Below are 10,018 nucleotides of genomic sequence, written 5' to 3' on the forward strand. Positions count from 1 at the left end.
GGAAAAATGACCGCACTTTTGTGTTTTTTATAATTAACAACGATAATCATAGCGGAGGAAAACAATGCAAAATCCAGTTGAAATTTATCAGACCGTTGATGGAGATCCCAAAGTGGAGGTGCGGTTTGAACAGGATACGGTATGGTTATCTTTACAGCAGATGGCTGATATTTTTGGGCGTGATAAGTCGGTAATTTCTCGCCACTTAAAAAATATTTATGCTGAAGGAGAATTAGACAAAGATTCAACTGTTGCAAAAAATGCAATGGTTCAAAAAGAAGGTAATAGATTAGTTAATCGTGAAATTGAATTTTATAATTTAGATGTGATTATTTCAGTAGGCTATCGAGTTAATTCCAAAGTAGGAACAAAATTTCGTATATGGGCAACGACTCGTTTAAAAGAGTATTTCCTTCAAGGCTATGTCATTAATAAGCAACGATTACAAATGCAAAGTATAGAATTAAGTCAAGTGATAACTCTACTAGAAAGGACTTTGACTAATCAATCTTTAATTAATAATGAAGGTAAAGCGATTTTAGATGTAGTGAAAGATTATGCTAGAACGTGGAGCTTATTACAAGCCTATGATGAACAAAATTTAAACTCTGTGATGATTAAACAAAGTGAAATGATTTCTTTAAATTTTGATGAAGTAATGATTGCGATTGATTTACTTAAGAAAGAGCTCATTGCTAAAGGCGAAGCTACACAGCTATTTGCACAATTACGTAACGATGGGTTAGCTTCTGCAATAGCGACTATTGAACAAGGTTTTGGAGATGAATTATTTTACCCTAATGTTGCTAGTCGAGCAGCACACTTACTCTATTTTGTTATTAAAAATCACTCTTTAGCTGATGGTAATAAACGTACAGGATCTTTTTTATTCTTATGGTATTTACGTTTAAATCAATCACTACTGGCAAAACCAGTAGAACTGCTAATTAATGATAATACTTTGGTGGCTTTGGCATTATTAATAGCGGAAAGTTTACCCGAACAAAAAGAATTAATGATTAAATTAGTAGAACATTTTATTTTATTAAAGCAAACACAATAGGAAAACAATATGACTATCTCAGCACTTTCAAGAAAAAATATCCAAGCGTTAACCCCTTATCAATCCGCTCGCCGTTTAGGCGGAAAGGGTAATATTTGGCTTAATGCAAATGAATATGCCTTATCGCCAGATTTTAATTTAAGCCAACGCCAATTTAATCGATATCCTGATCCGCAACCGCAAGCGGTAATTGATAATTATGCACGCTATGCTGGTGTCGCCGCAGAAAATGTGTTAGTGAGCCGAGGGGGTGATGAAAGTATTGAGTTAATTATTCGGGCTTTTTGTGAAAATGACGAGGCTATTTTATATTGTCCCCCTACCTATGGTATGTATGCGGTAAGTGCGGAAACTTGCGGAATTGAGCGTAAAATTGTGCCATTAACTGCTGATTTTCAGCTAGATTTGGCAAATATTGAGCAAAATTTAGAAAAAGTCAAAGTGGTGTTTGTATGCAGCCCGAATAATCCTACGGGTAACTTGCTTAATCGGCAGGATTTGCTACGTTTATTAGCTATAACGCAAAATAAAGCCATTGTGGTGGTTGATGAGGCTTATATTGAATTTGCACCGCAAGCTACCTTAGCTAACGAACTAGCAAATTATCCTAACTTGGCGATTATTCGTACCTTATCCAAAGCCTTTGCCTTAGCAGGTTTACGTTGTGGTTTTACCCTTGCCAATACAGAGTTAATCGCAACCTTACAAAAAGTGATCGCACCTTATCCGTTGCCAGTACCTGTGGCAGATATTGCCGCACAGGCACTTATCCCGCAGGGCATTGAACAAATGCAAAAGCGAGTACAAGATGTACTGGAGCAACGCCAATGGTTAGCGGAGCAATTACAGCAATTATCCATTGTAGAACAAGTTTACCCAAGCCAAGCAAATTACCTTTTGGTGAAATTTAAAGAGGGTCAACAGGTGTTTAAGGCTTTATGGCAACAAGGGATTATTTTGCGTGATCAACATAATGCTTTAGGCTTGGAGAATTGTGTTAGGATTACGGTGGGGACGGCAGAAGAGATGATGCTGTTGTTTAGTATATTAAACACATTTTGATTTAATTATTGGAGAAATGTTATGGGAAATTTAGAGAAATCAAAGGATAATAATAAAGAAACTATAATAGTTAAGATGTTTGTATTCTTATTAATACTAATAATAGCTATCTTTATAATTATACCAGTTGTAAAACATATAATACTAATAATAATTGAGTACAAATATGTAAGTTTATTATTGTTATTATTGATATTGTTTATATGGCTGGAGTATTTTTTAGTAAAAAAATATAAGAAAAGAAACTATAAAACCAATATTTTAAGTTATATAACCATAACGTTATGGTTATATATTTTTCTTAAATTTACTATTTTTATACTGCTTAAACCTATAGTTCCTGATTTGCTTTATAAATATTTTGAATTTTTTATTCTTTGTTTTTTTATGTTTTTTTTATTTTTTTTCTTTTGTTTTAAGTTTTTCTTTTATTTGTTTAGCGAGATTAATTTTGACTGCATGGAGAGTGTTATTGTTTTTTTTAAGAATAAATATATTCAAGGTGTTTTGCCTTTTATTTTTTCTTTTTTAATTTACCCTATGATAGAACCATCAATAAACTCAAATGCTCATGAAGAAGTCTATAATTTTCTATCTGCTATAAGTATAAGTGAGTCCAAAGCTATATTTAAAGTAAATATTGTTGCTATATTATTAATCTCTTATTTTTTATTACTTTCACTTTTAATATCTATGTTTCTAATCATTATGTTTGTTAAGAATGATATATCAGAAAATAATGACAATGATAATTTAGGAATTAGTATAAAAGATTCTAATTTAATTAAATTATTTCTTGTTTTTTTTACCATTGTTACTTTTATACCTAACTTTATAAATATTATTAATAAATATAGTAGTAATGATAAAATTAAAAACTATTACTCTAAAGTTATTGCTAGTTATGATTTTTTGAGTGTAAATATTTTTTGCAAAAATAATAAGAATGGATATGTTGATATGATCATTGATTCTAGTTTAAATAAGCATATGGAAAAATTAATAAAGAATGTCAATGGTGATTCTGAAGAAGAATTAAAGAAAAAGTATAAATCAAAGTTGAAAAAAGAGAATAACTCTAATGAATATAATGAAAAAGCAAGAATACAGATTGTAGATTTATATAGAGAAAAGGATAATGCCATTATTGCTTTACCTATATGGGAAAATAATCAATTTGATAAAAATATCGTTAGTTATGAATTTTTACCCATAAATATTAACCCAGATTGTTCAATAAAAAACAATTAAAAAGAAGGAAAAACTATGCAACCAACATTATTTATTGATCGTGATGGTACATTAATTGATGAGCCTAAAACCGACTTCCAAATCGATAGTTTGGAAAAATTAAAACTTGAACCTATGGTTATTCCAGCGTTGTTGCAGTTGCAACAAAAATATCGTTTGGTTATGGTAAGTAACCAAGATGGTTTAGGCACAGCCTCTTTTCCGCAGGCGGATTTTGATAAACCACATAATGCGTTAATGGCGATATTTAATTCACAAGGCATTATTTTTGATGATGTGTTAATTTGTCCCCATAAGCCAGAAGATCAATGCCAATGCCGTAAACCGAAAACGAAATTATTGCATAACTATATTTCACAACAACGTTTTGATCCGCAAGCGAGTTTTGTGATTGGCGATCGTCTTACCGATGTGCAGTTAGCAGAAAATCTAGGTATTCAAGGGTTGCAGTATCACCCAGAAAAACTTAATTGGTCGTTGATTGTGGAAAAATTATTGCCAAAATCCACCGCACTTTCTGAAAATCGTCAGCCACGTTATGCCGAAGTGGTGCGTACCACTAAAGAAACGGATATTAAGGTGCAGGTTTGGCTTGATGAAACAGGCGTCAATCAAATTAGTACAGGCGTGGGTTTCTTTGATCATATGTTAGATCAAATTGCTACCCACGGCGGTTTCCGAATGAATGTGCAATGCAAAGGGGATTTGCATATTGATGAACATCATACGGTGGAAGATACTGCATTGGCTTTGGGAACAGCGTTAAAACAAGCCTTGGGCGATAAACGAGGGATTGCTCGTTTTGGTTTTGTGTTACCGATGGACGAATGCCGAGCAGAATGTGCATTAGATTTATCAGGTCGCCCTTTTATTAAATTTAAGGCAAAATTTAAACGAGAAAAGGTGGGAGATTTTAGTACCGAGATGACTGAACATTTTTTTCAATCTTTAGCTTTTAGTTTATTAGCTACTTTGCATTTAAAAGCCACTGGAGAGAATGATCACCATAAAATTGAGAGTTTGTTTAAGGTATTTGGACGAACCTTAAGACAAGCTATTCGGGTTGAAGGAGATGAGTTGCCAAGTTCAAAAGGGGTATTGTAGCAAGTGCGGTAGATTTTGACGGTATTTTTAGTGAGAAAATAGGTGAACCTTAATGAGGACATAAATAATGATGAAAATTGCTAATCAGCATCTTATTGATGACATAAAAAAGATAATTGAACAATCACGAGAAAATGCCGTCCGTGCTATTGATTTCCAGCGAGTGTTGATGTACTGGCATATAGGACAACGCATTTTTGAGCAAGAGCAACAGAGGCAAGAAAGAGCGGATTATGGCAGTTACTTAATTATTTACCTTGCTAAGCAATTAGAACCTGAATTTGGAAGTGGATTTGGACGGCGACAATTAGAGTTGTGTCGGCAGTTTTATCGTATGTTTCCAATTGCGAACGCACTGCGATCGCAATTAAATTGGACACAATATAGAATGCTATTGCGGATAGATGATCCTCATAAAAGAGAGTTCTATATTGCCGAAACGGCTAAAAATAATTGGAGTTCCCGTCAATTAGAGCGACAAATTCATAGCAGGTTATATGAACGATTGTTGTTAAGCAATGATCGTCATACCTTACTTGCAATGGCAAGGAATGAAGCTATACCTATTGATGCCAAACAGATTATTAAAGATCCTATGGTATTAGAGTTTTTAGGTTTGAAATATGAAAGTGATTATTATGAAAAAGATTTAGAAAAAGCAATTATCACTCATTTACAAGATTTTCTACTCGAATTAGGTAATGGTTTTTCTTTTGTCGCAAGACAAAAACGCTTGCATTTAGATGGCGACGATTTTTTTGTGGATCTTGTTTTCTATAATCGTTTGTTGCAATGCTTTGTATTAATAGAGATAAAAACACATAAATTAACCCATCAAGATTTAGGTCAATTACAAATGTATGTGAATTATTTTGATCGTATAGAAAAATTACCACACGAAAATCCAACAATTGGAATTTTACTTTGTGCGGATAAGAATGATACTGTTGTTAAATTTAGTTTACCTGATAATCAAAAACAAATTTTTGCTAGTGAATATCAGCTTTATTTACCATCAGAACAGCTATTATTAGATGAAATGCAGAAAGAAATCAAAAATTTCCAACAAAAAGTAGCAGAACAACAAGCCTATTATGGTATTTAACATTGAGGAATAATTATGGCTCAAATATTAGTGATTAAAATTGGTAAAGTGCAAACATTAACCTTTGCCGATGGTTCAATTTATGAAACGGCAATTCGTAAGCAGCCTGTTAGCCAAGTGGTTATCCACGAATTGGGTGCAGAAGGTAATGAAGTAGCGTTGACAAAACATCATGGCGGTGTTGATAAAGCCTTATTATTTATGGCGGATCGCAGTTTTACTCAGTTAAATCAGCTGTTAGCCGAAAATTTTAGTTATGATAATACCGCTATTTATGGTGAAAATTTTGTGGTTTCTGATTTAAATGAAGATAATGTTTGTGTGGGCGATCGTTTTCAAATTGGTGATGTGGTGCTTGAAGTGTCTCAACCGAGAAAACCTTGTGAGCGTTTATCTAAAAATACCAATAATGAGGGAACCCAACGTACGGTATTTAATTCGGGCTTAACGGGCTGGTATGTGCGGGTTATCCAAACGGGGACTATTCGGCAAGGTGATGAAGTTGTTTTGTTAAATCGCCCTTATCCAGCTTTAACTATTCGCCATTTAAATCGCTTATTATCAACTCAATCAGATCGACAATCATTAGAACAAGCCTTAGCTTGTGATGTACTCGCGGCGGCATTTAAACGTTCGTTACAATCACAATTAGCCAAAATTAAGTAAGACAAGGATAGAAAATGGCAAAAATCATTATTATTGATACAGGTTGTGCCAATCTTTCATCGGTAAAATTTGCCTTTGATCGGTTAGGTTATTCAGCGGAAATTAGCCGTTCGCCTGAACAAATTTTGCAAGCAGAAAAACTATTATTGCCTGGAGTGGGAACAGCATCGGCAGCAATGAAAAATTTAGCAGATCGACAACTTATTGAATTAATTCGAAAGACAACCCAACCTATTTTAGGGATCTGTTTAGGTATGCAATTAATAACCCAATATTCTTACGAGGGGAATGTAGATACCTTAGGCATAATGCCTGTTGAAACAAGGTTATTACCCAATCATAAGGGATTGCCGTTACCGCATATGGGCTGGAATCAAGTGAACTTTACTCAAGATAATCCTTTATTTGAGGGAATTAAACAAGGAAGTTATTTTTATTTTGTGCATAGTTATGCAGTATTGCCCAATGAATACACCATTGCCACAAGCCAATATGGCGAATTATTTTCGGCGGCAGTACAAAAAAACAATTTTTATGGCGTGCAATTTCACCCTGAACGTTCAGGTAAGGTTGGGGCTATGTTGTTGCGTAATTTTGTGGAAAATATTTAATTTTTAGGAATAGATAAGGAAAAATGATGCAAAAATCATTAATTATCCCAGCATTAGACTTAATTGATGGACAAGTAGTGCGTTTACATCAAGGGGATTATGCGAAACAAACGACTTACACCGATGACCCTATTGAACAATTTGCCAATTATTTGGCACAGGGTGCAGAGCAGTTGCATTTGGTAGATTTAACAGGAGCAAAAGATCCTAGACAACGACAAACCGCCTTAATTGGTAAAATTATTGAAAAAACCCAAGCCAATATCCAAGTTGGTGGCGGTATTCGCACAGAAAAAGATGTAGCTGACTTACTGGCGGTGGGGGCAAATCGTGTGGTAATTGGCTCAACGGCGGTAACCGATCCCGATTTAGTTAAGCAATGGTTTAGTAAATATGGCGCGGATAAATTTGTGTTAGCGTTAGATATTCGCATTGAACAAGGGCAAAAGTGGGTGGCGATCAAAGGTTGGCAAGAAACCAGTCCATTGAGTTTAGAAAATTTGGTGGAAAACTACCGCACTTTTGGTTTAAAACACGTACTTTGCACCGATATTTCACGCGATGGGACATTACAAGGCTCAAATGTCGCCTTGTATCAAGAACTCTGTGCGAAATTTCCCACGATTCAATTTCAATCTTCAGGGGGAATTGGGACATTAGCTGATATTGCGGCATTAAAAAATACAGGGGTTGCTGGTGTAATTGTTGGGCGAGCATTATTAGAGGGCAAATTTAGCGTAAGGGAGGCGATAGAATGTTGGCAAAACGCATAATTCCTTGTTTAGATGTAAGAAACGGGCAAGTGGTTAAAGGGGTGCAATTTCGTCATCACGAAATTATTGGTGATATTGTACCGTTAGCACAACGTTATGCCGAAGAAGGTGCGGACGAATTAGTGTTTTATGATATTACCGCCTCAAGCGATGGGCGTACAGTGGATAAAAGCTGGGTGGCTAAAGTTGCTGAAGTCATTGATATTCCTTTTTGTGTGGCTGGAGGCATTAAACGGATTGAAGATGCCGAGCAAATTTTTGCCTTTGGGGCGGATAAAATTTCTATTAACTCGCCAGCATTAGCCAATCCTGATTTAATTAATCAGTTAGCGGAGCGTTTTGGCGTACAAGCCATTGTGGTAGGTATTGATAGTTGGTTTGAACAACAAACAGGGAAATATTGGGTCAACCAATATACTGGCGATGAATCTCGTACTCGACAAACTCACTGGCAATTATTGGACTGGTTACAAGAAGTGCAACAACGAGGGGCGGGCGAAATTGTCCTTAATATGATGAACCAAGACGGCGTGCGACAAGGTTATGATTTAGTGCAATTAAAACAAGCGAGAGCCGTTTGTGATGTTCCGTTGATTGCTTCAGGTGGCGCTGGAGAAATGGTGCATTTTCGTGATGCCTTTGTGGAGGCAAAGGTTGATGGGGCATTAGCGGCAAGCGTGTTTCATAAACAAATCATTCAAATTCCCCAATTAAAAGATTATCTTGCGGAGCAAGGTGTAATAGTACGTCAATAATCATTTCAAAATAGGATACAACAATGGATATAACTCAAATTGATTGGCAAAAAGTTAATGATTTATTGCCTGTGATTGTACAAAACGTAGATACTTGCGAAGTATTGATGTTAGGCTATATGAACCAAGAGGCATTAAACAAAACTTTAACAGAGAAAAAAGTAACTTTTTATTCTCGCACCAAACAACGTTTATGGACTAAAGGCGAAAGTTCAGGGCATTTTCTTAATGTGGTGGATATGAGCTTAGATTGTGATCAAGATAGCTTATTAATTTTAGCTAAACCTATTGGCGAAACCTGTCATACTGGAGCAGAAAGCTGTTTTCATCAATTCAATCAACAAAATACATTAGATTGGACGTTTTTTAGTAAATTAGAGCGTTTAATTGCCACAAGAAAAGGCGCAGATCCAGCCAGTTCTTATACGGCGGAACTCTATGCAAAAGGCACAAAACGCATCGCTCAAAAAGTTGGTGAAGAGGGCGTTGAAACCGCCTTAGCGGCGACCGTAAAAGATCGAGAAGAAACCATTTGTGAGGCAGCAGATTTGGCTTATCATCTTACTGTACTCTTACAAGATGCGGAGCTGAGCTGGGCTGATGTAATCGCTAAGTTAAAACAACGTCATCAAGCAAAATAACTGAATATTTCGTTGTTTTAATGCTGATATTATTGAAGTGCTGTGAGTTTTAGATATAATGGACAAAAATGTGGTAAAAAAGTGGGTTAATGCCTTATACTACAAGGCTTAACCTACTTTTTGAAAATGAATAAAAAATTATTTATATTGTCAAAATAATTCAATCCACAAACATGGAAAGAAAAATACTATTCAACGCTATAAATGTAATCATTGTAATAAAGTTTTTGCCTTTCAAAAAAATTAAATCCTACTGAAATTTGGTTTCATTATTCTCAAGAAATAACAGAAGTATAAAGAGCTTCCTATTAAATATCAATGCTTTATTAAAATAATCTAAATATATATCGATAAATCCCCAAAAAATACCTTAATTTTACCTATGCCAACTTATTTAATTAAATATTATTATAGATAACAATTCTTTAAATTAGATTTTGGTATTTTAGTGTAAATAGATAACTTACAGGGAAAATGATTTATCATCAAATTATATAGTCTCCTTACCTTAAAAATGATACAGAGCTGGTAGGAATTACCGTACTTGCATTATATTCTACACCCACCTTATCTCATTTTAAATTGAAACGACTATAAAAAAGATATTTATTGTCATATATAGAATTATATCGGTTAAGGAAAAAGTTATTTTCCTTATAAATACGAAGAATTAAGGGTAATGCTAGCTATCATGAAATGTTATGAAAGATATTATTACCTTAAAAAGCATACGGAATTAAATATTGAAAAAGAAACAAATCGATTGAGTTGAATTATTCAGAAAATTTAAACAGAAAGTAATTAACTACAACTGATCAATCAAAAAAACTAAGATTATGCTTATAAAAGGTTTTTATGAATGAAAATAAATGCTAATAATTTGAAAAATTATGGGGCTGAAGTAGATTAGCCTTAAATTCCACACCATTTTCTCAAGATTTTAAGTTGCTGAGAAGGTGTCCCAAAGTTAAACCGAAACTCGCATTC

General features: G+C 34.4%; 11 protein-coding genes and 1 pseudogene. 11 read left to right on the forward strand and 1 reads right to left on the reverse strand.

Annotated features, from left to right (window positions below; genetic code table 11):
* Positions 1-64 precede the first annotated feature (64 nt).
* The 11 genes from EV694_RS03235 to EV694_RS11105 all read left to right on the forward strand — a co-directional run bounded on the left by EV694_RS03235 (position 65) and on the right by EV694_RS11105 (position 9,278).
* Positions 65-1,063, forward strand: a complete 999-nt coding sequence (locus tag EV694_RS03235; protein ID WP_132689131.1) for a virulence RhuM family protein/type II toxin-antitoxin system death-on-curing family toxin — start codon at positions 65-67, stop codon at positions 1,061-1,063.
* Positions 1,064-1,072: 9 nt separating this feature from the next.
* Entirely contained in the window at positions 1,073-2,125 is a 1,053-nt protein-coding gene (gene hisC / locus EV694_RS03240) for a histidinol-phosphate transaminase (RefSeq protein ID WP_132689133.1), read from the forward strand.
* Between the two features lie 21 nt (positions 2,126-2,146).
* Positions 2,147-3,376 (forward strand): hypothetical protein, encoded by a 1,230-nt coding sequence (locus EV694_RS03245; protein ID WP_132689135.1) that lies wholly within the window; start codon positions 2,147-2,149, stop codon positions 3,374-3,376.
* Between the two features lie 15 nt (positions 3,377-3,391).
* Entirely contained in the window at positions 3,392-4,480 is a 1,089-nt protein-coding gene (hisB, locus tag EV694_RS03250) for a bifunctional histidinol-phosphatase/imidazoleglycerol-phosphate dehydratase HisB (protein ID WP_132689138.1), read from the forward strand.
* 67 nt (positions 4,481-4,547) lie between these two features.
* Positions 4,548-5,585: a PDDEXK nuclease domain-containing protein gene (locus EV694_RS03255; RefSeq protein ID WP_243645960.1), complete on the forward strand. Its 1,038-nt coding sequence runs from the start codon at positions 4,548-4,550 to the stop codon at positions 5,583-5,585.
* Between the two features lie 12 nt (positions 5,586-5,597).
* Complete coding sequence (locus tag EV694_RS03260; protein WP_132689140.1) at positions 5,598-6,251, forward strand: MOSC domain-containing protein; 654 nt, start codon at positions 5,598-5,600, stop codon at positions 6,249-6,251.
* A 14-nt stretch (positions 6,252-6,265) separates the two neighbouring features.
* Entirely contained in the window at positions 6,266-6,862 is a 597-nt protein-coding gene (gene hisH, locus EV694_RS03265; RefSeq protein WP_132689142.1) for an imidazole glycerol phosphate synthase subunit HisH, read from the forward strand.
* A gap of 23 nt (positions 6,863-6,885) precedes the next feature.
* Positions 6,886-7,635: a 1-(5-phosphoribosyl)-5-[(5-phosphoribosylamino)methylideneamino]imidazole-4-carboxamide isomerase gene (hisA, locus tag EV694_RS03270; RefSeq protein WP_207859778.1), complete on the forward strand. Its 750-nt coding sequence runs from the start codon at positions 6,886-6,888 to the stop codon at positions 7,633-7,635.
* Positions 7,617-8,390, forward strand: coding sequence for an imidazole glycerol phosphate synthase subunit HisF (gene hisF / locus EV694_RS03275; RefSeq protein ID WP_132689147.1), 774 nt, complete (start codon positions 7,617-7,619; stop codon positions 8,388-8,390). Before hisA ends, hisF begins: the two co-directional genes overlap by 19 nt.
* Positions 8,391-8,413: 23 nt before the next feature.
* Positions 8,414-9,031 (forward strand): bifunctional phosphoribosyl-AMP cyclohydrolase/phosphoribosyl-ATP diphosphatase HisIE, encoded by a 618-nt coding sequence (hisIE, locus tag EV694_RS03280; RefSeq protein WP_132689149.1) that lies wholly within the window; start codon positions 8,414-8,416, stop codon positions 9,029-9,031.
* A gap of 130 nt (positions 9,032-9,161) precedes the next feature.
* Complete coding sequence (locus tag EV694_RS11105) at positions 9,162-9,278, forward strand: IS1/IS1595 family N-terminal zinc-binding domain-containing protein (protein WP_424580040.1); 117 nt, start codon at positions 9,162-9,164, stop codon at positions 9,276-9,278.
* Between the two features lie 665 nt (positions 9,279-9,943).
* On the opposite strand, the pseudogene EV694_RS03285 reads toward EV694_RS11105, so the two are convergent.
* Positions 9,944-10,018: pseudogene (locus tag EV694_RS03285) on the reverse strand (IS1595 family transposase); the annotation flags it as partial.

Source organism: Volucribacter psittacicida (assembly GCF_004339025.1).
Taxonomy (GTDB): Bacteria; Pseudomonadota; Gammaproteobacteria; order Enterobacterales; family Pasteurellaceae; genus Volucribacter; species Volucribacter psittacicida.

Coding starts and splice junctions, on each gene's coding strand:
- EV694_RS03235 (WP_132689131.1), top strand. CDS start 65: ATGCAAAATCCAGTTGAAATTTATCAGACCGTTGATGGAGATCCCAAA.
- hisC (WP_132689133.1), top strand. CDS start 1,073: ATGACTATCTCAGCACTTTCAAGAAAAAATATCCAAGCGTTAACCCCT.
- EV694_RS03245 (WP_132689135.1), top strand. CDS start 2,147: ATGGGAAATTTAGAGAAATCAAAGGATAATAATAAAGAAACTATAATA.
- hisB (WP_132689138.1), top strand. CDS start 3,392: ATGCAACCAACATTATTTATTGATCGTGATGGTACATTAATTGATGAG.
- EV694_RS03255 (WP_243645960.1), top strand. CDS start 4,548: ATGATGAAAATTGCTAATCAGCATCTTATTGATGACATAAAAAAGATA.
- hisH (WP_132689142.1), top strand. CDS start 6,266: ATGGCAAAAATCATTATTATTGATACAGGTTGTGCCAATCTTTCATCG.
- hisA (WP_207859778.1), top strand. CDS start 6,886: ATGATGCAAAAATCATTAATTATCCCAGCATTAGACTTAATTGATGGA.
- hisF (WP_132689147.1), top strand. CDS start 7,617: ATGTTGGCAAAACGCATAATTCCTTGTTTAGATGTAAGAAACGGGCAA.
- hisIE (WP_132689149.1), top strand. CDS start 8,414: ATGGATATAACTCAAATTGATTGGCAAAAAGTTAATGATTTATTGCCT.